Source organism: Nostocoides australiense Ben110 (assembly GCF_001050535.1).
Classification (GTDB): Bacteria; Actinomycetota; Actinomycetes; order Actinomycetales; family Dermatophilaceae; genus Nostocoides_A; species Nostocoides_A australiense.
Window position 1 is genome coordinate 4,248,862 of the sequence record NZ_HG764815.1, and the last position, 1,018, is coordinate 4,249,879.

The 1,018-nt window shown below is 73.1% G+C and carries 1 protein-coding gene; it reads left to right on the forward strand.

The window, feature by feature from the left end; all coding sequences use genetic code 11:
• The coding region (gene alr / locus BN11_RS21060) for an alanine racemase (protein ID WP_048700443.1) at positions 1 to 996 on the forward strand (996 nt) is incomplete at its 5' end.
• Positions 997 to 1,018 lie beyond the last annotated feature (22 nt).

Here is a 1,018-nt window from a genome sequence, read left to right on the forward strand (position 1 = left end):
CGCGCCGCGCTCGCCGGGGGCGCCACCTGGCTCGGAGTCGCCCAACTCGCCGAGGCCCTCACCCTGCGCGGCGCGGGCGTCGAGGCCCCGATGCTCACCTGGCTCTACGTGCCGGGCGCGGAGGTCGAGGCGGCACTGCGAGCCGATATCGACGTGACGATCTCCGCCGACTGGCAGCTGCGGCAGGTGCTCGACGCGGCCCGCAGCATCGGCTCACCCGCACGCGTCCACCTCAAGGTCGACACGGGGCTGGCCCGCAACGGCGCCTTCGGCGCCGCGTGGAGCGATCTCGTGCGCGGCGCGGCCGCGGCGGCGGCCGAGCAGGCGATCGAGGTCGTGGGGGTCTGGTCGCACTTCGCGTATGCCGATGCGCCCGACCACCCGACGGTGCGCCAGCAGCAGGAACGCTTCGTCGAGGCGGTCGCGGAACTGGAGCGCGAGGGCGTTCACCCGCAGCTGCGCCATCTGGCGAATTCCGCTGCGACACTGACGAACCCATCGGCGCACTACGACCTCGTCAGGCCGGGCCTGGCGGTCTACGGGCTCTCGCCGACGCCGGACCTGGCCAGCAGCGCCGACTACGGCTTGCGCGAGGCGATGCGCCTGGTTGCCCGGCTCAGCCTGGTCAAGGACATCCCGCAGGGTCAGGGCGTCAGCTACGGCCACTCCTACCTCACCGACCGGGACACCCGGCTCGGGCTGGTCCCGCTCGGCTACTCCGACGGCATCCCGCGCAATGCCTCGAACGCCGGACCGGCGCTGCTCGACGGCCGGCGGCTGACCATCGCCGGTCGCGTCTGCATGGATCAGTTCCTCCTCGATCTCGGACCCGACGCCACGGCCGAGCCCGGCGACGAGGTGGTGCTCTTCGGGGCCGGGGCGCTCGGGGAGCCGACGGCTGAGGACTGGGCGGCGGCGACCGGGACCATCAGCTACGAGATCATCACGCGCGTCGGGGCGCGGGTGCCGCGTTACTACGTCGAAGGTCAGGGCTGATGGCCGATCGCCGGCTGACCGC